The sequence below is a fragment of the Pseudidiomarina tainanensis genome (assembly GCF_900115255.1).
In the GTDB taxonomy this organism is placed as follows: Bacteria; Pseudomonadota; Gammaproteobacteria; order Enterobacterales; family Alteromonadaceae; genus Pseudidiomarina; species Pseudidiomarina tainanensis.
The window spans coordinates 1-26,353 of sequence record NZ_FOYU01000002.1 but is presented as its reverse complement, the minus strand read 5'-3'; the positions used below and the strand labels follow the sequence as shown (position 1 = coordinate 26,353).

General features: G+C 47.1%; 24 protein-coding genes. 11 read left to right on the top strand and 13 right to left on the bottom strand.

Annotated elements, in window-relative coordinates; genetic code table 11:
• Window positions 1-5: 5 nt before the first annotated feature.
• The 4 genes from BM292_RS07020 to BM292_RS07005 all read left to right on the top strand — a co-directional run bounded on the left by BM292_RS07020 (window position 6) and on the right by BM292_RS07005 (window position 6,185).
• Window positions 6-1,292, top strand: a complete 1,287-nt coding sequence (locus BM292_RS07020; RefSeq protein WP_092857002.1) for an acetyl-CoA hydrolase/transferase family protein — start codon at window positions 6-8, stop codon at window positions 1,290-1,292.
• Window positions 1,293-1,418: 126 nt separating this feature from the next.
• A complete protein-coding gene (locus tag BM292_RS07015; RefSeq protein WP_092857000.1) occupies window positions 1,419-3,503 on the top strand; it encodes a cytochrome D1 domain-containing protein in 2,085 nt (694 codons plus the stop codon).
• Between the two features lie 2 nt (window positions 3,504-3,505).
• Window positions 3,506-5,698: a TonB-dependent receptor domain-containing protein gene (locus tag BM292_RS07010; protein ID WP_092856998.1), complete on the top strand. Its 2,193-nt coding sequence runs from the start codon at window positions 3,506-3,508 to the stop codon at window positions 5,696-5,698.
• Between the two features lie 121 nt (window positions 5,699-5,819).
• Complete coding sequence (locus BM292_RS07005) at window positions 5,820-6,185, top strand: MaoP family protein (protein ID WP_092856996.1); 366 nt, start codon at window positions 5,820-5,822, stop codon at window positions 6,183-6,185.
• Window positions 6,186-6,211: 26 nt separating this feature from the next.
• Here BM292_RS07005 and purD read toward each other — a convergent pair whose 3' ends face one another.
• The 11 genes from purD to cutA form a co-directional block, all read right to left on the bottom strand.
• A complete protein-coding gene (gene purD, locus BM292_RS07000; protein ID WP_092856994.1) occupies window positions 6,212-7,501 on the bottom strand; it encodes a phosphoribosylamine--glycine ligase in 1,290 nt (429 codons plus the stop codon).
• Window positions 7,502-7,512: 11 nt separating this feature from the next.
• Window positions 7,513-8,361 (bottom strand): class I SAM-dependent methyltransferase, encoded by an 849-nt coding sequence (locus BM292_RS06995; protein ID WP_092856992.1) that lies wholly within the window; start codon window positions 8,359-8,361, stop codon window positions 7,513-7,515.
• A gap of 68 nt (window positions 8,362-8,429) precedes the next feature.
• Window positions 8,430-9,998 (bottom strand): bifunctional phosphoribosylaminoimidazolecarboxamide formyltransferase/IMP cyclohydrolase, encoded by a 1,569-nt coding sequence (gene purH / locus BM292_RS06990; RefSeq protein WP_092856990.1) that lies wholly within the window; start codon window positions 9,996-9,998, stop codon window positions 8,430-8,432.
• Between the two features lie 70 nt (window positions 9,999-10,068).
• Complete coding sequence (gene fis, locus BM292_RS06985) at window positions 10,069-10,362, bottom strand: DNA-binding transcriptional regulator Fis (protein ID WP_092593808.1); 294 nt, start codon at window positions 10,360-10,362, stop codon at window positions 10,069-10,071.
• A gap of 18 nt (window positions 10,363-10,380) precedes the next feature.
• Window positions 10,381-11,346, bottom strand: coding sequence for a tRNA dihydrouridine synthase DusB (gene dusB / locus BM292_RS06980; RefSeq protein ID WP_092856988.1), 966 nt, complete (start codon window positions 11,344-11,346; stop codon window positions 10,381-10,383).
• Window positions 11,347-11,470: 124 nt separating this feature from the next.
• Window positions 11,471-12,352, bottom strand: a complete 882-nt coding sequence (prmA, locus tag BM292_RS06975) for a 50S ribosomal protein L11 methyltransferase (RefSeq protein ID WP_092856986.1) — start codon at window positions 12,350-12,352, stop codon at window positions 11,471-11,473.
• 5 nt (window positions 12,353-12,357) lie between these two features.
• Window positions 12,358-13,707: an acetyl-CoA carboxylase biotin carboxylase subunit gene (gene accC, locus BM292_RS06970; RefSeq protein WP_092856984.1), complete on the bottom strand. Its 1,350-nt coding sequence runs from the start codon at window positions 13,705-13,707 to the stop codon at window positions 12,358-12,360.
• A 23-nt stretch (window positions 13,708-13,730) separates the two neighbouring features.
• Window positions 13,731-14,189, bottom strand: coding sequence for an acetyl-CoA carboxylase biotin carboxyl carrier protein (accB, locus tag BM292_RS06965; RefSeq protein WP_092856982.1), 459 nt, complete (start codon window positions 14,187-14,189; stop codon window positions 13,731-13,733).
• A gap of 31 nt (window positions 14,190-14,220) precedes the next feature.
• Window positions 14,221-14,685 (bottom strand): type II 3-dehydroquinate dehydratase, encoded by a 465-nt coding sequence (gene aroQ, locus BM292_RS06960; RefSeq protein WP_092857575.1) that lies wholly within the window; start codon window positions 14,683-14,685, stop codon window positions 14,221-14,223.
• Between the two features lie 145 nt (window positions 14,686-14,830).
• Window positions 14,831-16,597, bottom strand: coding sequence for a protein-disulfide reductase DsbD (locus BM292_RS06955; protein WP_425439082.1), 1,767 nt, complete (start codon window positions 16,595-16,597; stop codon window positions 14,831-14,833).
• Between the two features lie 5 nt (window positions 16,598-16,602).
• Window positions 16,603-16,926 carry a divalent-cation tolerance protein CutA gene (gene cutA / locus BM292_RS06950; RefSeq protein ID WP_177203809.1) on the bottom strand — a complete coding sequence of 108 codons (324 nt, stop codon included), beginning with the start codon at window positions 16,924-16,926 and terminating at the stop codon, window positions 16,603-16,605.
• Between the two features lie 179 nt (window positions 16,927-17,105).
• Here cutA and BM292_RS06945 point away from each other — a divergent pair, with 179 nt between their 5' ends.
• From BM292_RS06945 to BM292_RS06935, 3 genes are all read left to right on the top strand, one after another.
• Window positions 17,106-17,399, top strand: coding sequence for a co-chaperone GroES (locus tag BM292_RS06945; protein ID WP_092856976.1), 294 nt, complete (start codon window positions 17,106-17,108; stop codon window positions 17,397-17,399).
• 13 nt (window positions 17,400-17,412) lie between these two features.
• The gene (gene groL / locus BM292_RS06940; protein WP_092856974.1) at window positions 17,413-19,047 is read left to right on the top strand and encodes a chaperonin GroEL; all 1,635 of its coding nucleotides are present in this window, start codon (window positions 17,413-17,415) and stop codon (window positions 19,045-19,047) included.
• Between the two features lie 164 nt (window positions 19,048-19,211).
• Window positions 19,212-19,724, top strand: a complete 513-nt coding sequence (locus BM292_RS06935; RefSeq protein ID WP_092856972.1) for a DUF3016 domain-containing protein — start codon at window positions 19,212-19,214, stop codon at window positions 19,722-19,724.
• A 24-nt stretch (window positions 19,725-19,748) separates the two neighbouring features.
• Here the strand turns inward: BM292_RS06935 and epmB are convergent, their stop codons facing one another.
• Window positions 19,749-20,747, bottom strand: coding sequence for an EF-P beta-lysylation protein EpmB (epmB, locus tag BM292_RS06930; protein WP_177203808.1), 999 nt, complete (start codon window positions 20,745-20,747; stop codon window positions 19,749-19,751).
• A gap of 111 nt (window positions 20,748-20,858) precedes the next feature.
• Here epmB and efp point away from each other — a divergent pair, with 111 nt between their 5' ends.
• The 3 genes from efp to BM292_RS06915 all read left to right on the top strand — a co-directional run bounded on the left by efp (window position 20,859) and on the right by BM292_RS06915 (window position 22,859).
• Window positions 20,859-21,428, top strand: coding sequence for an elongation factor P (efp, locus tag BM292_RS06925; RefSeq protein ID WP_092856970.1), 570 nt, complete (start codon window positions 20,859-20,861; stop codon window positions 21,426-21,428).
• 15 nt (window positions 21,429-21,443) lie between these two features.
• Window positions 21,444-22,415 (top strand): elongation factor P--(R)-beta-lysine ligase, encoded by a 972-nt coding sequence (gene epmA, locus BM292_RS06920; RefSeq protein ID WP_092856968.1) that lies wholly within the window; start codon window positions 21,444-21,446, stop codon window positions 22,413-22,415.
• Between the two features lie 66 nt (window positions 22,416-22,481).
• Window positions 22,482-22,859 (top strand): MerC domain-containing protein, encoded by a 378-nt coding sequence (locus BM292_RS06915; RefSeq protein WP_092856966.1) that lies wholly within the window; start codon window positions 22,482-22,484, stop codon window positions 22,857-22,859.
• A 10-nt stretch (window positions 22,860-22,869) separates the two neighbouring features.
• On the opposite strand, the gene trmA is transcribed toward BM292_RS06915, so the two are convergent.
• On the bottom strand, window positions 22,870-23,970 hold the full coding sequence (gene trmA / locus BM292_RS06910; protein ID WP_092856964.1) for a tRNA (uridine(54)-C5)-methyltransferase TrmA: 1,101 nt from the start codon (window positions 23,968-23,970) through the stop codon (window positions 22,870-22,872).
• A gap of 225 nt (window positions 23,971-24,195) precedes the next feature.
• On the opposite strand from trmA, the gene BM292_RS06905 reads away from it, so the two are divergent.
• Window positions 24,196-25,866, top strand: a complete 1,671-nt coding sequence (locus BM292_RS06905; protein ID WP_092856962.1) for a S8 family serine peptidase — start codon at window positions 24,196-24,198, stop codon at window positions 25,864-25,866.
• The last annotated feature ends 487 nt before the right edge of the window (window positions 25,867-26,353 follow it).

The following is a 26,353-nucleotide window of genomic DNA, read 5'->3' as shown; positions in this document are numbered from 1 at the left end:
TCACTATGCTCGTTCAAAATGCACAAGAAGCGCTACATATTCTGGAAGATAATGATGTGATCTGGTGCCAATCCATGGCCGCAACACCATATAAGCTTCTTGAAGGGCTAGCCGAGGTTGCCCTTTCTCGTAAAAATTTAACGTTATTACAGTTGCATACTGAACATAGTGAGATTTTAAGTGACCCAAACCTGAAAGGGCATCTTCGTCAACGCGCGTTCTTTGTCGGTAAGTCAACGCGCGCTGCTGTGAATGAAGGTTTGGCTGATTATGTGCCAATGTTCTTGTCTGAAATTCCTAAATTATTTCGCTCGGGTGAACAGCCTTTGGACGCCGTGCTAATTCAGGTGTCGCCACCCGATGCCCATGGTAACTGCAGTCTGGGCATTTCCGTTGAAGCGACGCGAGCGGCCTTGCAGGTGGCACGAAAAGTGATTGCCTGGATTAATCCGCGGATGCCACGCACCCATGGCGATTCCTTTATTTCGCTAAAGCAAATCGATCGCTATTTTGAAGCCGAAGCGAGCTTACCGCTGCATGCACAACCGCAGCAATCAGCAGTAACCACGCAAATTGGCGAGCGTGTTGCTAGTCTCATTAATGATGGCGATTGTTTGCAGATGGGTATCGGTGCGATACCAGATGCGACGTTGCGTTGTTTGGGCAATCATAAGGATTTAGGAATTCACACCGAAATGTTCTCTGATGGTGTGTTGCCGTTGGTCGAGAGTGGTGTGATCAACAATTCACGTAAACGCAAACATCGCGGACGTATTGTCACCACGTTCGCCATGGGTAGTCAGCAACTTTATGATTTTGTTGACGATAATCCATTAGTTGCGTTTTTAGACGTTGAATATACCAATGACACTTCGGTGATTCGCCAAAACAAACAAGTCATGGCCATTAACAGCGCGTTGCAAATAGATTTGAGTGGGCAAGTTTGCGCTGATTCAATGGGAACCAAAATCTATTCCGGCGTGGGCGGACAAATGGATTTTGTGCGCGGCGCCAGTTTATCGGAAGGCGGTCGCTCAGTGATTGCTCTACCAGCAACAGCTTGCGGTGGTCAGGTTTCTCGTATCAGTAGCATGCTGAATCCTGGCGCTGGTGTGGTAACAACTCGTGCCCATGTACACTATGTGGTAACTGAATTTGGTGTCGCTAATTTACGCGCGAAGAGTCTGACAGAACGAGCTGAAGCACTCATCCATATTGCTGCGCCGCAGTTTCGTGAACAGCTAGCAAAACAAGCATGGGAAGATTGGGGTTTACGTGTACGTACCTCGTAAGAGGTACTCACGAAAGCACAATAACCCTACTCTCTTCAGTGACATAGATCAAAATTAAATCATGTACTAGGCTTACTATCAGACAAGGTAGTCTCATTTCTCGATGATCCATAAGGAGGACATCTAATGAAACCTAGTACGATAACTAAGTTTTACCCGAAACTGTCTACGCTTGCAGTAGTAACAGGGCTGCTACTAACAGCAGGAAGCTCAGTTGCCGTTGCATCGGATGATGGTAAAAAAGCCTATGAGGCGAACTGCCAGGCTTGTCATCAACCCAATGGGCAAGGTTTGCCGGGCGCTTTCCCTCCGCTTGCCGGTAACCCACATGTCGTTGATGATAAGCTGCACGTGGTGCGAACTATTTTAAAAGGCATGTCCGGTCCGCTGGAAGTAAATGGTCAGAAATACAATGCTGTCATGCCGCCCATGCAACATATTAGCGATGAAGATATTGCTGATATTGCCAACTATGTTTTATCAAGTTGGGGCAATAAAGGTGGTGAAGTAACCGAAGATGAAGTGGAGCAAGTTCGCGTTGATCTGGGTTTAAAAGATCGTGCGGAAGGTCAGCCACACCAAGGCTCTACCGTTGCAGAGGTTGCTTATAAAGGCGCTCCTTCGGCTGTTTCTGGCGGCAAAATGGTGAAAACCCCAGGCGCGCCGGATATCAGCGAAGAGGAATTTGCTAAGGCACAGGAAATTTATTTCCAGCGGTGTGCTGGGTGTCACGGTGTGTTGCGTAAAGGGGCAACAGGTTTGCCGTTAACCACCGATATCACCCAGAAGAAAGGCACCGATTACCTTAAAGCGTTAATCAACTTTGGTTCGCCAGGTGGTATGCCGAACTGGGGCACGTCCGGAGAACTGAGCGAAAAAGACATCGATATGATGGCGCGGTTCTTACAACATGAGCCACCAACCCCGCCTGAGTGGGGCATGAAAGAAATGAAAGATTCATGGGTAGTGCATGTTAAGCCAGAAGATCGTCCGAAAAAGCCACAACATAAATATGATGTCGATAACATGTTCGCGGTAACGCTCCGTGATGCTGGTGAAGTTGCCATTATTGACGGGGCGAGCAAGAAGGTGCTGAATTATGTGAAAACCGGCTATGCGGTTCATATTTCCCGTGCTTCAAGTTCTGGTCGTTATTTCACGACAATTGGTCGAGATGGCAAAATTGACCTAATCGATTTGTATATGAATCCACCGCAAGTTGTTGCTGAAATCAAGATTGGTCTTGAGGCGCGTTCGGTTGAGAACTCTCGCTACAAAGGCTATGAAGATAAAATTGCAATCGCTGGCGCCTACTGGCCACCACATTACGTGTTGATGGATGGCGAATCGTTAGAACCACATAAAATCGTTTCAACGCGTGGTATGACTGTTGATACGCAAGAGTATCATCCAGAACCTCGTGTTGCCGCCATTGTGGGTTCGCATAAGCATCCTGAGTTTATCGTTAACGTGAAAGAAACTGGCCAAATTAAGCTGGTGAATTATTCCGATATCGATAACTTACAGGTCACTACTATCGACGCAGCCCCGTTCTTACATGATGGTGGTTGGGATCGTTCAGGTCGCTATTTTATGACCGCAGCCAATGAAAATGACACCATCGCCGTTGTGGATGCTCAAGATCGTGAGCTGGAGGCATTAATTCCGGTGAAGCGTATTCCGCACCCTGGTCGTGGCGCCAACTTTGTTGATCCGAAGTATGGTCCGGTCTGGGCGACAAGCGCCTTAGGTAACGCCGATATCACATTAATTGGTACCGACCCTGAGAAGCATAAAGACCATGCGTTTAAAGTGGTACGTGTGTTAGAGGGGCAAGGCGGTGGTTCGTTATTCATTAAAACTCACCCGAAATCAAGTAACTTATGGGTTGATACACCATTTAACCCTGATGCCAAAGTTGCCCAATCCGTTGCTGTATTTGATATCAACAACCTAGACGCTGGTTATAAAACGTTACCGATTGCCGAATGGGCGGATTTAGGTCCAGGCCCGAAACGTATCGTTCAGCCAGAGTACAATATGGCTGGTGACGAAGTTTGGTTCTCGGTATGGAGTGGTCAAGAAGAAGAATCAGCGATTGTTATCGTCGACGATAAAACACGCAAGCTGAAACATGTCATTAAAGGAGAGAAAATGGTCACTCCTACTGGCAAGTTCAATAACTACAACACACGGAACGAGGTGTACTAAGCGTGAAATATACAGCACTTGCTGGTGTTGTGGCTGGGGCATTAGGGTTAATGCCCCAGTTAACACTGGCTTTACCACAAGATGTGAATGAAGCAGCAACAACTCAGCAAAACGCTGGCATGGAAGTGATTACCGTGGTTGCCCATCGGCAACCACGCCAACTTTCCGAGGTGGCGGGTACAGTAACGATCATTGACGAAGATGACTTACAACGCGATCTCGTTATTAGCGCTGCCGACTTAGTTCGGTATCAACCAGGAGTAGAGCTCGATGACGATAGTAGCCGGTTTGGTAACAGCGGTTTTCGTATACGTGGTATTGGCGGTAACCGCACCGCAGTCGTAATCGATCAAGTTCCGGTAGCCGATTACTTTGCAGTTGGAAGTTATTCAGATACCGGGCGCGGTTTGCTCGAATTAGGGTTAGCTAGTCGCGTTGAAATTTTACGCGGTCCGGCATCCACAATGTATGGTAGCAAAGCCTTAGGTGGTGTGGTCGCCGTTCATTTGCTAGATGCGGAAGACGTATTACTTAATGGTAAGCGAGGTTCACGATTACAAGCCGGCTTTAACACCGACAGTCATCGTGCCAACCTGATGGGAGCAACAGCATTCGGTGATGGTGGTACTCGATTGCTATTAGCTGGAGCTATTCAATACGGCGAAGATGTTCGCTCGGCTGATTTAGCAGATGCTTTACGCGACGAGCAACAAAGACGTCAGCAAGCATTGTTGGTTAGTGCTGAAACTGATACTTATTTGGGTGAATGGCAGTTTACGCTCGATGCGATGAATGAATCGCGAGACACAGACGTTCAATCAATTATTGGAACCGGACGACTCAGCGCAACCACAAGTTTGCTTGGTGAAGATAGTCGTCAACAGTACCGCTTATTGGCAGAACTCAATCTTGATCCGATGGCATGGATTGATCGCGGTAGCTGGCGCTTATACCATCAAGCGACGGAAATTGAGCAAGACTCTTTTGAGCAACGAATGCTTTTACCCGAGCCTTTGGATATCGAGCGGTTGTTTGATTTTGAGCAAACAACAACGGGGATCGGAGCCGATCTTGAAACTGATACTGAGTTGGCCAATACGCGTCACCGAATCGGCTATGGTTTTGAATTGATGAGTTCAACTCTAGAAGATCAGCGAGATGCAGCGCAAACGAATTTGGTAACGAACGAAACAACGAAAACATTGTTAGGTGAAACGTTTCCGCTGCGAGACTTCCCTCGAAGCCGAGTGACGGAACTCGGTGTTTATCTGCACGATGAATTCGAATTATGGGATAACGGACCGACTGTTAGTCCGGGTATACGCTACGAGCATTACAAATTACGAACGCGTGACGATGCTCTGTTTTCGGAGCGTTATCCAGACTCGGAAGTGACTGATCTGACACATGACGCCTGGCTGCCCAAGCTCGGTATGATTTGGTCAGTATCGGATAACTCCGAATGGTTTGCTCAGTATGCTCGTGGCTATCGTGCGCCGCCGTTTTCTGACGTCAATATCGGTCTGTATTATCCGCAATTTAGAGTGCTGGCGATTGCCAACCCTGATTTGAAAGCAGAGCGTGGCTACGCTTTTGAAACCGGTTTCCGCGGTCGAGATAGCGATACTCAGTGGTCAATAACGGCTTATCACAACCGCTATAGTGACTTTATTCAAAGCCGAGCATCATTGGGATTCGACCCTGCCCGTCAACTATTGATTTTCCAGTCGATTAACCGCGACAAGGTCGTGATTGAGGGTATAGAAGCAAATTGGGAACAACAGTGGTCAGCGGCATGGTCAAGCGCGATAAGCGCTGAATATAGCCGTGGAGAAGACCGTGAAAGTGGTCGTGATTTGGCTGATGTAACACCGCCTCGTATCATCGCCGAACTTCAATATGAAGCCCAAGATTGGGATACGCGATTGGTGCTAACCGCTGTGCGAGGTCAGCGCGCATTACTCGATGAGGCAGACAGCCCATTATTCTCAGCACCTGGCTATGCAACCTTCGATTGGCTTTCACGTTGGTACGTCACGCCCGATCTGAACATAACGGCAGGCCTATTTAACCTGACAGATAAGCGTTACTGGCGAAATGCCCGGGTTAGTGGAATGCCAATCGATGATCCATCATTACCGGTATTAGCTGAAGCGGGGCGTAGTTTCGGCGCATCCGTTTATTATCGGTTCTAAATTAAATACGTAAAAAAATTCGAAAATTGTTGACAACTTACGGTTTCGCCTCTATATCGTCAGTGACGCAAAGAGGCGTTACCGTTTACCTGTAGTTGTTGGTCTGGAGGATGGGCACACAATGGCAACAATGAACCGTGATCAAATTATGAAGAAGCCGTTTAACGACTTCAAAAACTACCCGTACGGCTTTGCTCGTTCGGGCGATTTTTCAATTCGCGAAAGTGAGCTGTTAGCAAAACACGGCAGTTTGATTGCGGCGTTGATGAGTGGTGAGCTTGAACCTGAATCAGCCGAAGAACAATCAATGTTAGCCGTAGCGCGCGGCGAAAAAGCAGCGGATACGGCAATTGAAAAAGCTTGGTCGAAATATCAAGCGCGTATCAATCGTCCGAAAGTAGGCAGTATGTACGGCCGCAGTCGCTACACTGATGAAGCATTTGAAATCAGTGGTAGTGATGACGACGATATCGTTGTGGAAGATTAAAAAAGCGCCGTTACGGCGCTTTTTTTTTAGGCTTGTTCGCGTCTAATTGCACGATGTGCAATATCGGTGCGGAAATAAACGTTATTCCAGTTTATTTTGTGAAGTGCTGCATAAGCTTGCTGTTGCGCGTCGGTGACGCTGTCACCAATTGCGGTGACGCATAGAACACGCCCACCGGCAGTCACCAGCTCACCATGCTCGTTTCGCTTGGTACCAGCGTGGAAAACTTTAGCGCCGTTTGCCTCAGCTGCTTCAATGCCAGTAATGACATCGCCCTTGGCGTAGCTATCAGGGTAACCACCGGCGGCCATCACAACACCGACCGTTGCACGTGGATCAAAATCGATACTGTGACCCGCGAGCTCGCCAGCACAAGCTAATTGACAAAGTTCGACTAAATCTGAACGTAAGCGCAACATAATCGGTTGTGTTTCCGGATCACCGAAACGACAATTAAACTCAAGTACTTTAGCTGTGCCATCTGGTGCGATCATCAATCCTGCGTAAAGGAAGCCCGTATAAGGATTCCCTTCTGCCGCCATACCCTCAACGGTTGGTTGAATGACGTGCTGCATCACCCAGTCATGTACCACAGGCGTAACCACTGGGGCAGGTGAATAGGCACCCATACCACCGGTATTTGGGCCTTTATCACCATTATCACGGGCTTTATGGTCTTGGCTTGACGCAAATGGTAACGCTGTTTTGCCATCAACCATGACAATAAAGCTAGCCTCTTCACCTACTAAAAACTCTTCTATAACAACTCGGCTACCAGCTTCACCAAAGCGATTACCGGCGAGCATATCGTCAATTGCGGCGAACGCTTCAGCTTCAGTCTCTGCAATAATAACGCCTTTGCCTGCAGCCAGACCGTCGGCCTTAATCACAATAGGTGTACCGTGTTCACGGACATAATTTTTCGCCGCATCAATATCGGTGAAATTACCGTAAGCAGCTGTCGGAATATTGTGACGCGCTAAAAAATCTTTACTAAACGCTTTTGAGCCTTCCAATTGAGCAGCTGCTTGCGTTGGGCCAAATATTGATAAACCAGCGGCGGTAAACTTATCGACTACACCAAGTACAAGCGGAGCTTCTGGGCCCACAATCGTCAAACCGATATTCTTGTCTTGTGCGAAAGCGAGTAAAGCATCAATGTCATCAGCGGCAATCGCTACATTTTCGATGCCTGATTCAGCTGCTGTGCCCGCATTTCCAGGCGCAACATAAACCATCTCAACAGCGTTTGACTGTGCTGCTTTCCAAGCTAATGCATGTTCGCGACCACCGCCGCCAATTACCAATACGTTCATGAACTCTCTCGTTACGATTTAGGTTTTATAAATTTCAGAGTGAAGCGATCGCTTTCACCAATTGCAGTATATTTCTCTCGCTCTTCGTCGCCTAAGCGCAAGGTAGGTGGTAATGTCCAGACTCCGCGAGGATGATCGGCAGTATCTTTCGGGTTGCTGTTGATAGCGCTGCTCTCTACTAGTTCAAAACCCGCTGCCTCCGCCATGGCAACTGCAAAGCTTTCTTTCATGTAGCCGGAGCTCGCCATATCTTCGTCTGAGCGTGACTCTGGCAAGCGATGATCAACAACGCCTAACACACCACCTGGCTTTAACGCGTTATAAAACTGCGTAAACGCATTCTTAACCGCCTCTTCGCCACCGCCCATATACCAGTTGTGCAGGTTACGGAACGTCAGCACCATATCAGCGCTTGCTGGTGGCGCAATAACACTGTCGCCCATGGGGGCGAATTCGGTTACAACGACTGCATTAAATGCAGCGTCGTTAGCGACGCGATCTATAAATGCTTGGCGTGAACGCTGATAATATTCACTGCTACTGTTTGCTGGGAAATGCGCTGCGTAAAGTAACCCTTTGTCTTTCAAATACGGTGCTAGGATTTCGGTATACCACCCGCCACCAGGAGAAATCTCAACCACGGTAGAGGTTGGCTCAACACCAAAAAACGCTAACGTTTCAGCGGGATGACGAAATTCATCGCGGGCTTTATTACGCTCTGAGCGAGCTTCAGAGTTAATCGCTTGTTGCAATGCATCCGCATTTGCTGAATTTGCTTGCGCTGATTCTGAACAGGCGTTCAGGCTCAGCACGGTAAGAGGAATGAACAACAGATTTAACAGACGAGTACGTGCAGTCATTATCTTGCTCCTTAGCTGTAAGATAGCTTCATCCTAAACCGTGCTAGCCATTTCGGCAAACGAATCCGTTAGTGACGGAAGTGGCGCATGCCGGTAAACACCATGGCAATACCGTGTTCGTTCGCGGCCGCAATGATTTCGTCATCACGAATTGAACCGCCAGGTTGAATAATTGCGGTAATACCCGCAGCGGCTGCTGCATCAATACCATCGCGGAATGGGAAAAACGCATCTGAAGCCATTACTGAACCAGGTACTTCTAAGTTTTCATCGGCGGCTTTAATACCAGCAATCTTGGCACTGTATACACGGCTCATTTGGCCGGCACCAACACCAATTGTCATGCCATCACGGGCGTACACAATCGCGTTTGATTTAACAAATTTGGCAACTTTCCAGCAGAACAACAAATCTTGTAATTGCGCTTCAGTCGGCTGCTTCTCGGTCACAACTTTCAGATCATCAAGCGTAATTTCACCTTGATCATTATCTTGCACCAATAAGCCGCCATTCACCCGTTTGTAATCAAGACTAGCGCTGCGCTTGGCTGGCCACTGACCGCACTCCAATAGGCGCACATTCGCTTTAGTCGCCACTACATCGCGCGCCGCTGGGCTGACGACTGGGGCAATAATCACTTCAACGAACTGGCGATCAACAATTGCTTTAGCTGTATCAACGTCGAGCTCACGGTTAAAGGCAATAATGCCACCGAATGCTGATGTCGGGTCCGTTTTAAAAGCCCGCTCATATGCGGCCAACGGTGTATCACCAATCGCAACACCACATGGGTTCGCGTGTTTCACAATCACACAAGCCGGTTGCTCAAATGATTTCACACATTCAAGCGCCGCATCAGTGTCAGCGATATTGTTGAACGATAGTTCCTTTCCTTGCAATTGCACGGCGGTTGCAACAGAAGCTTCTGTTGGCTTCGATTCGACATAGAAAGCCGCTTGTTGATGGCTATTTTCGCCATAACGCAAATCTTGTTTCTTCTCAAACTGAACATTAAAGGTTCTTGGAAACTTGCTTTCTTGTTGCGGCAGACGAGCACCGAAGTAATTGGCAATCATGCCATCATACTGTGCCGTATGCTCAAAGGCTTTAATTGCGAGGTCAAAACGCGTATCAAATGTCAGACTGTTTTGGTTTGCATCCATCTCGGCAATCACACGGTCATAATCGTTTGCATTCACAACAATGGTCACATCGCGATGATTTTTAGCCGCGGCGCGAACCATCGTAGGACCGCCGATATCGATATTTTCAACGGCATCTTCGTGTGAGCAATTTTCATCCGCAACGGTTTCAGCAAATGGATAGAGATTCACCGCAACCAAATCGATTGGCGCAATATTTTGTTCAGCCATAACCTGCTGGTCCACGTCGCGACGCGCCAAAATGCCGCCATGAATCTTCGGATGCAGGGTCTTCACGCGACCGTCCATAATTTCAGGTTGTCCCGTGTGCTCCGAGACGTCGGTTACCGGTACTTGATGCTCACGAAGTAATTTTGCTGTGCCGCCGGTTGATAAGATAGCGACGCCGCGTTGCACGAGCGCTTGTGCAAAAGCGACGATTCCAGTTTTGTCGGAAACACTTAAAAGGGCGCGTTGAATAGGACGATGTTGCATGGTTGCTCTACCTTTCTGATGTCTTACAAAGAAAAAAAGAGCACACAAGGCGCTCTTTTTCCGGGGGCACTTAGTTCATGCCGTATTTTTTCAGCTTCTTACGCAAAGTACCGCGGTTGATGCCGAGCATCGTTGCGGCGCGGGTTTGATTACCACGCGTGTAGGTCATGACCTCTTCCAATAATGGAGCTTCTACTTCAGCGAGCACTAATTCATATAGCTCTTCAGGATCGTGTCCGTCAAGCTGCTTCAAAAATGAATTCAACGCCTGCTTTACCGAATCACGCAGTGGTTTCGGCTGAGCATTGTTACCAATTGTGGTAAATGGAGAAATCGGATCACGATTTGCGTTTTGATCAAACATAGGTGCGCTCTATCTCTTCTAGTTTACTGTTGCAAAAAACTTCGTCAGGGCATTTAGTTGTTCGTTAGCATCTTCAATGCTGACAAACTCCCGACGAAAAGCTGACGCAGGTTGTTGCTGTTGTAAGTACCAACCCACATGTTTTCGGGCAATCCGAACACCGCTATAGTCACCATAGTGGTTGTGAAGGTTGCGAACATGGCGAATGACCACATCACAAACTTCATCTGCACTTGGTGGCGGCAGTTGTTCACCAGTTGCCAAGTAGTGCGCAATTTCGCGAAACAACCACGGATTCCCCTGTGCACCGCGGCCAATCATGATGGCATCGGCGCCGGTATACTCAAGAACCTGTTTCGCCTTCTCAGGCGTGGTGATATCACCATTAGCAACCACTGGAATACGAACCGACTCTTTAATAGCTCGAATGGTGTCGTATTCTGCGTTGCCTTTGTACATACATGCGCGAGTTCTGCCATGAACGGCTAGCGATTGAATACCAAGTCGCTCAGCAATCTTAGCTATTGCTACACCGTTGCGATTGTCTGGATCCCAGCCCGTACGTATTTTTAGCGTAACGGGCACATCAACTGCTGCCACCACCGCTGATATAATTTCTTCAACCAGCTGTGGATATTGCAGCAAGGCAGAGCCCGCTAACTTTTTGTTTACCTTTTTTGCAGGGCAACCCATGTTGATATCAATAATCTGTGCGCCATTATTCACGTTGTGAATTGCCGCAGCTGCCATCAACTCTGGCTCAGAACCTGCAATTTGCACTGCTCGAATACCTGGCTCATCTGCGTGCTCCATGCGGTCACGTGATTTCTTGGTATCCCACACCAACGGATTGCTCGATAACATTTCAGACACCGTTAACCCTGCTCCCAACTCTCGGCACAAACGTCGAAAGGGAAGGTCGGTTACTCCCGCCATTGGCGCAAGTATTACTGGATTGTCTAATTGATATGGTCCGATCCGCATCGGTTAAAAACTGTGCAACTCAAGGGTGGGAAATTTTAGGGAATTTGGCGGCTAAAGAAAAGGCTGTAATTTGTACAAAAGCCGCCTTTTTTGTACTTTTTGCTCTTGACAAATTGCAGGAATATTACAGTCTGCGCTTGGCGTGGAGCATTACCCAGCCATCTTTGACCTGTGGCGGGCTGAATTCAAAATGTTCTTGATACGCTGCCTGCACGGCAGGGATCTGTCGTTCGAGTATACCAGACATGACGAGTTCACCACCTTCGGCGACATAATCTGTAATAACTTGAGCAAGTTCCTGTAATGGTCCGGCAAGAATATTGGCGACGACTACGTCGGCTTTGAGCGTTGGTTGGTTACTTGGTAGATAAACTTCAAGTTGCTCGGCGACACCGTTGCGTTCTGCATTTTCCATGCTCGCTAGCAAAGCTTGTTTATCAATATCAATACCAACGGCTCGTTTAGCACCGAGTAATAACGCACCAATGGCTAAAATACCGGAACCACAGCCAAAGTCGACCACAGTCTTATCAGCAAGGTCTTGTCCATCTAACCATCCTAAACATAGTGCGGTTGTTGGGTGTGTGCCCGTGCCAAATGCCATACCGGGGTCGAGCATGATATTAACAGCCGCCGGGTCGGGAATTTCACGCCAAGTTGGGCAAACCCATAAGCGTTTGCCAAATTGAATTGGGTGGAAGTTATCCATCCACTCGCGTTCCCAATCTTTATCTTCTAATTGGTCAGTTTTGTAGTTAAATCCTTCCTTGAAGTAACTCGACTTTTTCAAATTTGCGATGACTGGTGCTAAATTCGTTTCAGCTGGGAACAAGCCAGTGACCAAGGTTTCTTGCCAATAAACGAGCTCGCCAAGAGGTGGTTCAAAAATCGGATTATCTTGTGCATCGCGGTAGGTTACGGCCATAGCGCCGTTGCCTTCAAGCATGTCCCCAATGTTGGGGGCATGCTTTTCAGGCGCTGAAACAGTTAATTGAATCCAAGGCATCGGGTTTAGTGACCACCCATACCAAGTTTCTTCTCCAGATAGTGGATATTCGTGCCACCATGCTGGAAGTTCTCGTCAGCCATAATATTTTTTTGCAACGGCACGTTGGTTTTAATACCTTCAATGATTAACTCACTGAGTGCATTACGCATACGAGCAATCGCAACATCACGGTTTTCACCGTAAGTAATGAGCTTACCAATCATAGAGTCGTAGTTTGGCGGCACTTTGTAGTCTGCGTAAACATGTGAATCCCAACGCACACCAAGACCACCTGGCGGATGGAAGCGTGAGATCAAACCGGGCGACGGTACGAACGTGTTTGGATCTTCAGCGTTGATACGACATTCAATCGCATGCCCACGAATCACGATATCTTCTTGTGAGATAGACAATTGACGACCGGCAGCAACACGCAGTTGCTCTTTAATTAGGTCGATGCCCGTGATCATTTCAGTCACCGGATGCTCTACCTGAATACGGGTATTCATTTCAATGAAATAGAACTCACCGTTTTCGTACAAGAATTCGAAGGTACCGGCACCGCGGTAACCGATCTCAATACAAGCCTTCACACAGCGCTCACCAATGAACTTACGCATTTCAGGTGTGACACCTGGTGCTGGGGCTTCTTCAACGACTTTCTGGTGGCGACGCTGCATTGAACAGTCGCGCTCACCTAAATAAACGGCGTTGCCCTGACCATCAGCAAGTACTTGAATTTCGATGTGACGAGGATTCTCTAGGAATTTTTCCATGTACACCATCGAATTACCAAAGGCTGCACCAGCTTCAGCTTTGGTTGTGCTAATTGCGCGCAGTAACTCGTCTTCTTTACGAACAACGCGCATACCGCGGCCACCACCACCACCAGCTGCTTTTACAATCACTGGATAACCAATGCGTTTAGCAATCTTAATATTTGTCGCATCGTCATCACCAAGCGGGCCACCAGAACCTGGTACGCATGGAACGCCAGCTTTCTTCATTGCTTCAATCGCGGATACTTTATCACCCATCAGGCGAATTACATCAGCGGTTGGGCCAACAAAGATAAATCCAGAGTTTTCCACCTGCTCAGCAAAATCAGCGTTTTCGGCCAAAAAGCCGTAGCCTGGGTGAATCGCTGCTGCATCGGTGATTTCTGCTGCACTGATAATGCGCGGAATATTCAAATAGCTATCCGTTGATGGACCGTTGCCGATACAAATCGATTCATCCGCCAACAACACATGCTTCAAATTGCGATCGACAGTGGAATGCACTGCGACCGTCTTGATACCGAGTTCTTTACAAGCGCGCAGAATACGCAGCGCGATCTCGCCTCGGTTTGCAATCACTACCTTATCTAACATGACGATGTCCTGTGTCGATATATTTATTCGATGACAAACAGAGGTTGGTCGAATTCGACCGGCTCGCCGTTCTCAACAAGAATTTGCTTCACCACTCCGCCTTTATCGGCTTCAATTTGGTTCATCATCTTCATGGCTTCAACAATACATAGCGTATCGCCAGCTTTTACTTGTTGACCAACGCTAACGAAGTCTGCTGCACCTGGTGCTGGGGCCGCATAGAAGGTACCAACCATTGGTGATTTCACTACGTGACCTGATAACTCAGGTGCCGCAGGCGCTTCAGCCGCAGCTGGTGCAGAAGCCGGAGCAGGAGCTGGCGCTGCCATCATTTGTTGTGGTGGCAGTTGATAGTGCATCGGAGCACTGTGGCTACCGCCGCGGTGAATACGTACTGACTCTTCACCTTCAGTGATTTCTAACTCGGCAATGCCTGATTCTTCGACCAGTTCGATCAGTTTTTTAATTTTACGAATATCCATGATCTGTTATGACCCCAATGGTTTGTGTTCGTTATTGCTTGCTTAAAAAGTGCTTGGCGGCTTGTAACGCAAAGTCATAACCTTGCGCACCGAAACCACAAATCACACCAACAGCAACATCGGCTAAAAAGGAATGCTGACGAAATTCTTCGCGAGCGTGAATATTGGAAAGATGTATTTCAGTAAATGGTATTGCTACCCCAGCCAATGCATCACGCAAAGCGATGCTAGTGTGTGTGTAGGCGCCAGGGTTAATAATGATGTAATCGACGTGTGATGTGCGCGCTTCATGAACCCAGTCAATCAACTGGTGCTCGGCATTGGATTGCCGGCAATCAAGGGTGATGCCCATTGACTCAGCGTGTTCGCGTAAGCGATGCTCAATCTTATCGAGGGTGTCGCTGCCATAGATTTCTGGCTCACGCGTACCTAACAAGTTCAAGTTAGGGCCGTTGAGTAGAAGCACTCTGAATTTTTTATCGTTATTTGCTGTCATAATGCTGCGATCTGCTGCGAACGTATCAAGATTGATATTAGAGGCCAAGTTCGGCCTCTAATTCAACACCTAATTCAGCATTATAGTGAAAAAATGAAAATAAGCAGCAAAATACTGGTCTTATCACCGCCGTTCGCTGCAAGTTTTAACGTGTTTTTAACTCTTCGATGTGTTCAGCGAAGTTTTCTGCCGACATAAACCCAGTCACCCGCGAGCGATTTATTTCCTGTTCTGCTTTAAAGAACAGAATTGTCGGCAAGCCGAGCACTTGATATTCGCTTAAAATGGCATTGTTTGATGCTGTATTAGCGGTTACATCGGCCTGCAATAGCACAACATCCGCTGTTGCATTGGCTACCTGTTCGGCAGAGAACGTGTCCCGTTCAAATTCTTTACACGCAACGCACCAATCGGCATAAAGATCCAGCATCACAACCTGATCATTACGAGCTGCCGTTGCTAATTGCTGTTGAATTTCAGCAACCGATGACACTTGAACAAACGGCAGCGTGTGGTGTGACTGTGGCCACCAGCTATATAAAAGTACGCCACCGATGATAATCCAAATAGCGACGAAACGAGCTGCGACTTTCCGAGAAAGCTCACGGACATCGGCTTGAATTAAATAAGCCGCACTTGCTGCAATAAAGATAACCCAGAGCCAATCAGCAACAACGTAGGGAATTAGTCGCTCGACTAGCACAATGGCAACGCCCAACAACACCACTCCGAACACCCGTTTGATGGTATTCATCCACGCACCAGCTTTTGGCAGCAGCTTGCCGCCAGTAACACCGAAAGCCAGTAACGGGAGTCCCATACCCACACTTAAGGCGTAGAGAACGGCGGCGCCAATGGTGAGGTCACCCGATTGCGCAATAAACAAAAGTACGCCTGATAGCGGCGCGGTAGTACATGGTGAAGCGATTAACCCAGAAATTGCTCCCATGGTGAACACGCTACGATGCGCGCCACCGCGTTGTGATTGGCTGAGCTGATTGAGGTAATTTTGCCATCGTTGTGGTAATTGTAATGTGTAGGCGCCAAGCATACTTAGCGCAAGCAGCACAAACACGACTGCTAAGGTAATGAGTATTGCAGGATGTTGTAGCATCGCTTGGTAGCGTAATCCTGCCAGTGCAACGACCACTCCTAATACCGAATAGGTAATGGCCATGCCTTGCACGTACGCAAGGCTTAAGGTGAAAGCGCGGTGGGTACTTAGTTGCTTTGGTTGGCTAGTGCCGGCGCCAGTCTGTCCCATAATGATCGCGGAAATAATCGGATACATCGGCAATACACATGGGGTAAACGCCAAACCAATACCCAGCACTACAAAGAGCAATAAAACTAGCCATAAGGGCTTCTCGATGATCGCATCAAAAAATGTCGATGAAGTGGTTTGTTGCGAATTTTCGGTGACCTGCTGGAAATCAATGGCGACTGAACCATCGCCTTTCACAGCGTTGAGATAAATGGTCTTTTCAGTGGGCGGATAACATAAGCCAGCATCAGCACAACCTTGATATGAAATAGTAAACGCTTGATCAGGGCTAGCTTGGCTTAAGTGATAGGTCAACTCAACGAAGTCGCGATAGACAATGGTCTCGCCGAAGAATTCATCAAAGTGGGCTTCACCCTCTGGTAACTGTGGCTCTTGCTTCAACTGAACCGGTGTTTTGATGACGAACCGGTGCTGATACATATAGTAGCTATCCGCAATCTCCCAATTCAGAGTGAGTACGTCGCCTTGCTGGCGAAAGTCGAATTGAAATGCTTCATCAACCGGTAAAAACTGGTTTTGTTGAGCAAACGGGTCATCTTGTCCCAATTCAAACTGGGCCTGGGCAACAGCAATAGATGGCAATACCAGCCACAGCGACAACAGAACAAGTAAGCTTCGAAACCACATTGACTTCATGATTGGGTGACCTGTGTAATCCAATTTAAATAGCTTTCTGAGCCTTCGGTAATAGCGAGAGCAACAATTTCTGGAACATCGTACGGATGCGCAGTTTGAATGAGTTCAAATAGTGCATCAAGTGAACCGACGGTTGTCTTGATTTGTAGCAAAACTTCTTCTTCGGCATGAATGTGATCATCCCACCAGTACATGGATGTGCAGGGTGCTGAAATATTGATGCATGCCGCATGTCGTGCGCGAAGTATCTTATCTGCTAAAGCTTTGGCTACATGTTTATCAGGACAACTACAAATCACTAGACGATATTCTGTCGTCATACATACACCCATTCGTTAAATTTTGGTCAGTATACGAAAACAAAAAAAATTTATCAGAAAACCTTGATATCAATTTTTTATCCCCCATAACAGGGGGCACAACAAATTTTTTAACAGCTTCAGCTCATCCCTGAAGCAGAGTTATCAACCACAAACCTTAGGTTTAGGAGTTATCAACGATGAAACTTCGTCCTTTACATGATCGTGTGATCATCAAACGCTCAGAAGCAGAAACTAAATCTGCAGGCGGTATCGTGCTGACTGGTTCAGCAGCAGAGAAATCGACGCGCGGTGAGGTTGTTGCTGTGGGCAATGGTCGCATCTTGGATAACGGTGACGTGAAAGCTTTGGATGTCAAAGTCGGCGACAGCGTATTATTCAACGAAAGCTATGGCGTGAAAACGCAAAAGATTGACGGTGAAGAATACCTGATTATGTCTGAGTCAGACATTCTAGCGATTATCGAAGCTTAAGAGGGAAACGAACATGGCAGCTAAAGAAGTTAAGTTTGGTAATACAGCGCGTCAGCGCATGTTAAAAGGCGTCAACATCCTAGCCGACGCAGTTAAAGTTACGTTGGGCCCGAAAGGTCGTAACGTGGTTTTAGAAAAATCATTTGGCGCACCATTGATCACCAAAGACGGTGTATCTGTTGCGAAAGAAATCGAACTAGAAGATAAGTTCGAGAATATGGGCGCACAAATGGTTAAAGAAGTTGCGTCTAAAGCAAATGATGAAGCTGGTGACGGTACTACTACGGCAACCGTATTAGCTCAAGCTATCGTCAACGAAGGCTTGAAAGCTGTTGCCGCGGGCATGAATCCGATGGATTTGAAGCGCGGTATCGACAAAGCTGTAATCGCTGCAGTAGCAGAGTTGAAAGAATTATCTCAGCCTTGCAACAACTCAAAAGCCATTGCACAGGTTGGTACTATTTCAGCTAACTCTGATAGCACCATCGGTGAAATCATTGCTCAAGCAATGGACAAAGTAGGCCAAGAAGGTGTGATCACCGTTGAAGAGGGCCAAGCATTGCAAGATGAGCTTGACGTTGTTGAAGGGATGCAGTTTGACCGTGGCTATCTGTCACCATATTTCATTAACAATCAAGAGAACGGCACTGTTGAACTCGATAGCCCGTTCATTTTGCTTGTTGACAAGAAAATCTCAAACATTCGCGAATTGTTGCCAGTATTGGAAGGCGTTGCGAAGTCAGGCAAACCATTGTTGATCATCGCTGAAGACGTTGAAGGTGAAGCCTTAGCAACGTTGGTCGTGAACAACATGCGCGGCATCGTGAAAGTTGCAGCTGTAAAAGCGCCTGGTTTCGGTGACCGTCGTAAAGCGATGTTGCAAGATATCGCGGTATTGACGGGCGGTAACGTGATTTCTGAAGAAATCGGTATGGAGCTCGAGAAGGCACAGCTTGACGACCTCGGTACAGCGAAGCGTGTGGTGATTAACAAAGATAACACCACCATTGTTGACGGTAGCGGTGACCAAACGGCGATTGAAGGTCGTGTCACGCAAATTCGTCAGCAAATCGAAGAGACTTCTTCAGACTACGATCGCGAGAAACTGCAAGAACGTTTGGCTAAATTAGCTGGCGGTGTTGCCGTGATTAAAGTCGGTGCTGCCACCGAAATGGAAATGAAAGAGAAGAAAGCTCGCGTTGAAGATGCGTTGCATGCAACTCGCGCGGCTGTTGAAGAAGGTGTGGTGCCTGGTGGTGGTGTTGCGTTGGTACGCGCAGCAAGCAAACTTGCTGACTTACGTGGCGACAACGAAGACCAAAACGTTGGTATTAAATTGGCGTTGCGCGCGATGGAAGCGCCACTGCGTCAAATCTCAACCAACGCTGGCGCTGAAGCTTCAGTGGTTGCAAACAACGTGAAAAACGGTGAAGGTAACTACGGTTACAACGCTGGCCAAGACGTTTACGGTGACATGTTAGAAATGGGTATTTTGGATCCAACCAAAGTAACTCGTTCAGCATTGCAATTCGCGGCATCGGTAGCTGCGTTAATGATTACCACCGAAGCGATGGTTGCTGAGTTACCAAAAGATGAACCAGCTGCTCCAGATATGGGCGGCATGGGCGGAATGGGCGGCATGATGTAAGCCGGCGCATTCGTCGCTGAGTTAAAAAGGGAAGCGTTTGTGCTTCCCTTTTTGTTTTCTGGGCTGTCACGAAACTCAGCGTTTCAGCGTCTATACTATTGAAAACAAAATTTCAGAAGCAATATCTGAAAATAGATACTCAGTGTTTGTAATGGAGGTTAACCATGAAAGCGTCCGTTTTAAGTCTTGCTGTTGTCGCTAGTCTGTTTGCTGGTGCGTCAAGCGCAGCGGAAGTTTCGGTAAAATGGGATGACGTGAAATCGTTTACAGATTTCGAAGCCGTTAACGAGTTAAAAAGCCGTTTTGAGGAACGAACTAAAGCTGATTTTGCTGAGTATGTAACAAAGCTAGGTGAGCGCTTACCCGAGCAGAATAAGCTAGAGGTTACTTTTAACGACGTTGATCTTGCCGGTCGAGTGGAGCCGACGTTCGGTGCAACCAGCAGTGCATTTCAGCGCATCCTCGATGATGTTTCTTATCCGTATCTCGTGATTTCATATCGATATACTGATGCGCAAGGTAACGTTTTGAGTGAAGCTGACCATATTGAGTTAAAGTCGCTCGCGCCACCGCGCAATATTAGAAATATCATGGGCTCAAGTCGGGATAGTCTTTATTTTGAGAAAGAGCTGTTACAAGAATGGTTCCGAGAAACCTTTCCTGAAACAGCCAAGTAATTGCTTCTCTGTGCGCGCTGACATCTAAAGCGGTGTCTTGCTGGCTTCACCAGCAATTTCGCGCACCAGTTTAGGAACCAAGAAGCCAGGTAGGCGGGCTCGTAACTCATGTTCAAGTTGTCGAGCTCGCTCATCACTCACAGCGAAATGACTTGCTCCAGCTACTTTATCTAATTGGTGCAAGTAATATGGAATAACCCGCGCATCAAATAGAGCTTCGCTTAAGGCTTCGAGAACGTCTGCCGAGTCATTAATGCCGGCGAGCAACACACTTTGATTGAACAACGTGACATTGTGCTTGGCCCACATCGCTAGAGCACTCTTTAAGGTACTGGTGATTTCTCGAGGGTGGTTTGCGTGAATGACTAAAATTGCCTGCAACCGACTCGACTGTAATCGCTTAGCAAGCTTCTCGGTAAGGCGTGAAGGTAATACGACCGGAAGTCGACTGTGAATGCGCACTCGCTTTAATTGCGGCAGACCCTCCAGTTCGGTTATCACTCTCTCAAGCTGGTCATCGTTAGCCATCAATGGGTCGCCGCCACTTAAAATCACTTCATTGATTGCTGCATCAGCTTGGACCAACTCAACCAGCTGTTGTAATTGTGCGCGACCAAAGTGATGGTCCTCATACGGGAAATGCCGACGGAAGCAGTAACGGCAGTTAATTGCGCAACCACCGCGAAGAATCACGAGCACGCGTGATTTATATTTGTGCAAAATGCCCGAGTGATTGCTGCTTTGCTCCTCGAGTGGGTCTGTAACAAAGCCTTCTTTGGTTGCAAATTCTTCTTGCTTCGGCATCACTTGTAGGAGCAGCGGATCGAATCGATCACCGGGTGTCATCAATCCAGCGAAATAGCGCGTTACCCGCAATGGGAATAACTCACGTGCAGATTGATTCTGAGTAATCCAGTCTTCTGGTAGACGCAACAACGCACCGAGTTCACGCGGGTCTGAAATAGATTGTGCAAGCTCTTGCTGCCACTGCGGCCGCACAGAGATAACATTCAGATTCGACACAAGCTTCCTGTAAATTTGTTTAATGACTGCAATTATTTTACCTGAAAATTGCGTCGTTATGGTTTATTATTGCCCGCGAAATCGCTTAATTTGAAAGCATATGAGGAAGCTATGGCGAATTACAGCACGAATGAATTCAAAGCTGGTTTAAAAATCATGCAAGATGGTGAACCATGTAACATCATCGACAATGAAGTTGTAAAACCAGGTAAAGGGCAAGCTTTTAACCGCGTTAAAATCCGTAAACTCATCAGCGGGAAAGTGGTTGAGAAAACCTTTAAATCAGGTGACTCAGTTGAAGGCGCAGACGTGGTTGATATGGAACTATCGTACCTATACAACGACGGTGAGTTTTGGCACTTCATGAACAATGAGTCATTTGAGCAATTGGCCGCCGATGCAAAAGCGGTTGGCGATTCAACCAAATGGTTAGTGGAGCAAGATACTTGTACCCTGACATTGTGGAACGGTAACCCAATTGCTGTTACACCACCGAATTTCGTTGAACTCGAAATCGTAGAAACGGATCCGGGCTTAAAAGGTGATACCGCAGGTACCGGCGGTAAACCAGCAACGTTAAGCACTGGCGCCGTAGTGCGAGTACCGCTTTTCGTGCAAACGGGCGAAGTCGTCAAAGTGGATACGCGCTCTGGCGAGTACGTTTCGCGCGTCCAGAAATAAGTTTCCCGAATCTATATGCAGCTCACTGATGATTGGCAACCAAGCGCATCGCTTGATGTTCTGCAACAGCGAGCTGCATTGTTTCAAACTATCCGAAGTTTTTTTCAGCACCGATGTGTTCTCGAAGTTGATACACCAATCCTTGGCCGATTCGGCGTAACGGATTTACATCTTGAGAATCTTGAAACTTCGCTGAGCCATTTCCCACACCAACGGTTTCAACTGCAAACCTCGCCCGAATATGCCATGAAACGGCTACTTGCCGCACATGGGCAGTCGATTTATCAGCTTGGTAAAGTATTCCGTGACGACGAGGCTGGTCGCTTTCACAATCCAGAGTTTACGATGTTGGAGTGGTACCGAGTAGGTTTCACAATGCATGATTTAATTGATGAAGTCGTCTGCTTACTCCATTCGGTGCTTGGTGATTTAATCGTTCAGCAGTCGACCTATCAAGCGCTTTTTGAAAAGCATTTGAACATTGACCCGCTGACAATTTCAGTAAAAGACCTTCAAGCGCGATTGATGCACGATGAGCGAATTGCCGATTTGGTCGAGCGAGAAACTGATAAAGATACCTTGCTACAGTTGGCCATGGCGCTTGTCATTGAACCCCAGTTAGATAAATCACAGATCACAATTGTGCATCGGTTTCCTGCTAGCCAAGCGGCATTAGCTCAACTCGATGTTGAAGATCCGCGGGTTGCACTGCGTTTTGAAGTGTATGTCGGTGGTATCGAGCTCGCGAATGGTTATCAAGAGTTAACTGATGCAACGCAGCAACAGATGAGATTCGAGCACGATAATCGGCTGCGCCAACAATTTGGAAAGAGTGAGAAGCCGGCTGACTTTCGGTTAATAGATGCTCTTAATTCAGAAATGCCTGAGTGCGCTGGAGTTGCGCTTGGCTTTGATCGCTTATTAATGCTGGTTACTGGTGTTTCTGATATTCGTCAAGTTTTACCGTACAGCATCGCTTGCGCTTAAAATAAGTAATGTTATACTATAACACTCTTGTTTAGAGTAGTTGGTATTCATTGGAGTAAGTGAAAAATGACGCAGCGTTCATTAGACAAAACAGGCATGTGGGTTACCACCTTGTGCGCTTTGCACTGCTTGTTGCTACCTGTCATTTTACCAATGCTATCGTTAATTGGTTTATCGTTTATCGGTGAAGAACTGCTCGAGCGCGTTATTCTAGGTACCAGTATTTTGCTTGGCTTAGTTGCGCTGATTAGTGGTATTCGCCAGCATGCTCGCTTCTACCCGTTGGTATTATTAATCGCCGGCGGCTTCATCTATTGGCACAAAGATAGTCTAGGTGAAATGGGCGAACCGGTTATTATTTTACTGGGAGCAAGCCTTATTATCGCTGCGCATTGGGTTAACTTACGTTTGGTTCGCTCAACCAGTCTTCTCACCACAGCTTAACTCTAAAATTTTAACGCTTTCTTTTTAATAGTACCCCAGCTTCCATGTGGTGGGTATACGGAAATTGATCAAACAATGCGGCTTGTTTCACCTCGTGAGTTGTCTGCAGTGCCGCTAGATTTTCCACCAGAGTTTCAGGGTTACACGAGATATATACAATTGAATCATAATTCCGAACGAGCTCAATCGTATCAACATCTAAACCTGCTCGCGGTGGATCGACTAAAACGGTTTGACAGTCAAAGCGCTCCAATTCAGCTTCATTGGCTCGTCGAGACTCACGCTCACCTGCCATAACTGCACTAAATTCCTCAGCAGACATACGCACTACAGTCACATTATCGATGTTATTAAGTTCGCAATTGTATCGAGCTGAGTGAACAGAGGTTTTACTAATTTCGGTTGCCAGAACACGCTTGAAATTTTGCGCCAAGGGGAGACTGAAGTTACCGTTGCCACAGTAAAGCTCCAGTAGGTCACCTTCACTACCTTGCGTCGCATTAAGTGCCCAACTGACCATATGCTGGTTCACGGCAGCATTGGGTTGGGTGAAACTGTTCTCAACTTGCTGGAAGCGATATGGTTTATCGTTAATCACGAGTGTTTCGGTGACCCAGTCTTTATCAATGCGGAGTTTCTGTTTCTTTGCTCGTCCAACAATTTCTATTTCGCCAAACTGACTTAAGTGTTGACGCATTTCTCGCGCTTCACTCTGCCAGTGTTCATCTAACTGGCGGTGATAGATTAATGAGACTAAAGCTTCGTTTGTTGTCGTTGTTAGAAATTCAACTTGAAACAGTCGTTGTCTTAAGTTTGGACGCCCTCGCACATAGTCGAGTATTTCTGGCATTAGGCGATTTATAAGACGATTGGCGACTGGAAAGGAATCGGTGCGTATTTTTTCTCGGGTATCCGGATCAAACATAATGTAGAACAAGTCGTCGCCATCATGCCAAACCCGAAATTCCGCACGCATGCGATAGTAAGTTTTTGGTGATTCATAAACCGCAATCTCTGAAACGTTAAATGGTGTAAGCATTGATTCCAAACGCGCGACCTTTTCCGCAAGTTGCATTTGGTAATTGTCAGAGTTAATGGTTAATTGAGTCATGAAACTTCCTAAATGTGTGTCTTACATCTACAAACGAGGGCGAATTGTAACGGTAGAACGCGAAATGTCTACTGAACTTACGATCAAGTAACTTTACAATTTCTTCACGATATGACATTGCGCATACGAGCAAAATACTACATTATGAGTTGTTGTGGCGTTAAAAAAATAATGAGCCGCAAACGAACAACACATTAAAAAGTATAATAAAAAAAGGTCAAATCCATGTCGAACACTACTAAAAATAGTGCGCTAGTTTTAGCGGCGTTGTCGCTTGCTATCAGCACAGCTGTACACGCCCATGGGCCAGCTCATGCAAACAACGAAAAAGAACGCGTAATTGTCGAATTTAAGCCAGGCTCAAAAAACGCCATTGAAGCTTTTTTACATTTAGATGATGACGGTTTGCTCGATCCACCTAAAGATGGTGATGATCCAGGCGGCAACAAAGATAATAAAATTATCCATCGATACGACCGCTTCAATGCTATGGCAATTCAAGTGCCGCACTCTGCCGTTCATGGTTTAATGAATAACCCGAACGTTATCAGCGTCACGCCTGATGAGAAGCGCTATGTGCAGAGCACACAGTGGGAACCAGGCAAACCATATGGTATCGAAATGGTTCAAGCTGATTTAGTATCAGATGCTGCAGCAGGTACACGTACAGTATGTATCATCGACTCAGGTTACGATATGGGTCACCCAGATTTACAAACAGCAGGTGTTACTGGTGTAAACGATGCTGGTACTGGTACCTGGTATACCGATGAAAATGGTCACGGTACCCACGTTGCGGGGACGATTGCTGCGTTATCGAACGGGGAAGGTGTTGTCGGCGTGATGCCGAATGGTAACGTCAACCTACATATCGTGAAAGTATTCTCAGCTTCTGGTTGGGCATACTCATCATCGTTAATGGCAGCAGCCGAACAATGTGCTGATTACGGCGCTAACGTTATTAATATGAGCTTAGGTGGCACACGTGCAAACCGTACAGAAGAACGTGCGTTTGCTCAGCTAAACGCTGCCGGTATCCTTAGCATCGCTGCTGCAGGTAACGACGGTAACACGCGTGATTCTTATCCTGCCTCTTACGATTCAGTTGTTTCTGTTGCGGCAGTTGATGCAAATGAACAACACGCATCATTTTCACAGCAAACAGCACAAGTCGAACTTGCTGGTCCTGGTGTAAGCGTTCTTTCTTCAGTGCCACGCGGCATGGGTGAAAAAGTTTCACTCTCTGTTGGTGGCGTTGCAGTTGAAGCAACTAGCATGGAAGGAACGGCTCGCGTCGAGAATTCTGGCGCGTTAGCGAATTGCGGTATCGGCGATACCACTTGTAATGATGCGGTAGGCAAAGTTTGTTTAATCGAACGTGGTGTGATTTCGTTCGCAGAGAAAGTACAAGCTTGTGAAGCCGGCGGTGGTGTTGGTGCGATTGTTTATAACAACGAACCAGGTATGGTGTTGGGTACCTTAGGAACTTACCAGTCAAGTATCCCTGCAGTTGGTATTAGTGATACGGACGGTGCTACCTTACTTAACCAATTAGGTGCAAACACAACCGTAGGTGTTGTAGATAGCGATTGGGCGTTCTTCGACGGAACATCAATGGCAACGCCTCACGTTGCTGGTGTAGCCGCATTAGTATGGTCGCATCACACAGCTTGTAGTAACGACGATATCCGTAACGCTTTAGCAGCTACTGCCAAAGATTTGGGTGCAACAGGTCGCGATACACTTTATGGCCATGGCCTTGTGCAAGCAAAAGCAGCGGTTGATTACCTAACAGCGAATGGCTGTGGTGGATCAACGGGTGGCGATACCGGTGGCAATACTGGCGGTGATACCGGTGGCGGTAATCCAGGTAAAGGTAAAGGCAAAAATAAGTAAAACAGCTTATTGATAGTCAAAAAGCTCGCTTCGGCGAGCTTTTTTTATACGCTTCGCTCACAAAATCAGCAGTTGGCAAAAAAAACACATAAAAATGTCAAAAAGGCGCTTGACGCGGCGAGTTAAATCTCTAAAATGCGCCCCACGCTTGAGGCAGACAACGAAGTCGCCAAAAGTATAAGTTTTGAGTCAGAAAAAAATTCGCCGAAAGGCTTGACACAAAACTTCGAGGCTGTAGAATACGCCGCCTTGCTTGCCGAGATGCAAGCCGCTACTTCAGCGAAGTAAGCGAACGTTCTTTAACAATATACCAAGCCAAGCAAACTGTGTGGGCACTTACCGGATTCAGGCAGAGAAGCATCTTCGGATGCAAAAAAAAGTATCTTCGGATACACCTGACTGATTGGAAAAGTGCTTAACAAATTAGATTTATTAAGTCATTGATTCAATGGGTCGATTAAACACTTTAAACTGAAGAGTTTGATCA

Bases quoted from the DNA above. Each gene is read 5' to 3' on its own strand.
- BM292_RS07020 (WP_092857002.1), top strand. From the start codon at position 6: ATGCTCGTTCAAAATGCACAAGAAGCGCTACATATTCTGGAAGATAAT.
- BM292_RS07015 (WP_092857000.1), top strand. From the start codon at position 1,419: ATGAAACCTAGTACGATAACTAAGTTTTACCCGAAACTGTCTACGCTT.
- BM292_RS07005 (WP_092856996.1), top strand. From the start codon at position 5,820: ATGGCAACAATGAACCGTGATCAAATTATGAAGAAGCCGTTTAACGAC.
- purD (WP_092856994.1), bottom strand. From the start codon at position 7,501: ATGAACGTATTGGTAATTGGCGGCGGTGGTCGCGAACATGCATTAGCT.
- BM292_RS06995 (WP_092856992.1), bottom strand. From the start codon at position 8,361: ATGACTGCACGTACTCGTCTGTTAAATCTGTTGTTCATTCCTCTTACC.
- purH (WP_092856990.1), bottom strand. From the start codon at position 9,998: ATGCAACATCGTCCTATTCAACGCGCCCTTTTAAGTGTTTCCGACAAA.
- fis (WP_092593808.1), bottom strand. From the start codon at position 10,362: ATGTTTGATCAAAACGCAAATCGTGATCCGATTTCTCCATTTACCACA.
- dusB (WP_092856988.1), bottom strand. From the start codon at position 11,346: ATGCGGATCGGACCATATCAATTAGACAATCCAGTAATACTTGCGCCA.
- prmA (WP_092856986.1), bottom strand. From the start codon at position 12,352: ATGCCTTGGATTCAATTAACTGTTTCAGCGCCTGAAAAGCATGCCCCC.
- accC (WP_092856984.1), bottom strand. From the start codon at position 13,707: ATGTTAGATAAGGTAGTGATTGCAAACCGAGGCGAGATCGCGCTGCGT.
- accB (WP_092856982.1), bottom strand. From the start codon at position 14,189: ATGGATATTCGTAAAATTAAAAAACTGATCGAACTGGTCGAAGAATCA.
- aroQ (WP_092857575.1), bottom strand. From the start codon at position 14,685: ATGACAGCAAATAACGATAAAAAATTCAGAGTGCTTCTACTCAACGGC.
- BM292_RS06955 (WP_425439082.1), bottom strand. From the start codon at position 16,597: ATGTGGTTTCGAAGCTTACTTGTTCTGTTGTCGCTGTGGCTGGTATTG.
- cutA (WP_177203809.1), bottom strand. From the start codon at position 16,926: ATGACGACAGAATATCGTCTAGTGATTTGTAGTTGTCCTGATAAACAT.
- BM292_RS06945 (WP_092856976.1), top strand. From the start codon at position 17,106: ATGAAACTTCGTCCTTTACATGATCGTGTGATCATCAAACGCTCAGAA.
- groL (WP_092856974.1), top strand. From the start codon at position 17,413: ATGGCAGCTAAAGAAGTTAAGTTTGGTAATACAGCGCGTCAGCGCATG.
- BM292_RS06935 (WP_092856972.1), top strand. From the start codon at position 19,212: ATGAAAGCGTCCGTTTTAAGTCTTGCTGTTGTCGCTAGTCTGTTTGCT.
- efp (WP_092856970.1), top strand. From the start codon at position 20,859: ATGGCGAATTACAGCACGAATGAATTCAAAGCTGGTTTAAAAATCATG.
- epmA (WP_092856968.1), top strand. From the start codon at position 21,444: ATGCAGCTCACTGATGATTGGCAACCAAGCGCATCGCTTGATGTTCTG.
- BM292_RS06915 (WP_092856966.1), top strand. From the start codon at position 22,482: ATGACGCAGCGTTCATTAGACAAAACAGGCATGTGGGTTACCACCTTG.
- trmA (WP_092856964.1), bottom strand. From the start codon at position 23,970: ATGACTCAATTAACCATTAACTCTGACAATTACCAAATGCAACTTGCG.
- BM292_RS06905 (WP_092856962.1), top strand. From the start codon at position 24,196: ATGTCGAACACTACTAAAAATAGTGCGCTAGTTTTAGCGGCGTTGTCG.